The organism is Oleiphilus sp. HI0125 (assembly GCF_001635355.1).
Window position 1 is genome coordinate 1 of the sequence record NZ_LWGF01000557.1, and the last position, 314, is coordinate 314.

At 46.8% G+C, this 314-nt stretch carries 1 protein-coding gene; it reads left to right on the forward strand.

The genetic code is table 11. The annotated features are described in order from the left end of the window. On the forward strand, positions 1-314 hold a 314-nt coding region (locus A3762_RS07005; RefSeq protein ID WP_197469106.1), incomplete at its 5' end, for a winged helix-turn-helix domain-containing protein.

The following is a 314-nucleotide window of genomic DNA, read 5'->3' on the forward strand; positions in this document are numbered from 1 at the left end:
GGTTAGAGTCTGCGATTAATATTGATGGCTTAGAGCTCGATCCAGTCTGTCACCGTGTTAGCTCAGAAGGTGAAACGCTTTCGATGGGGCCAACAGAATATAAACTTCTGCAGTTTTTCATGACACACCAAGATCGCGTCTACACGCGAGCGCAGCTATTGGACCTCGTTTGGGGTGGTAATGTTTATGTGGAAGAACGCACTGTTGATGTACACATTCGTCGTTTGCGCAAAGCGATCGGCAAACGCCATGAAGCCTTAGTTCAAACTGTTCGAGGTACCGGTTATCGTTTTTCTACCAAAACGGCGCATTAA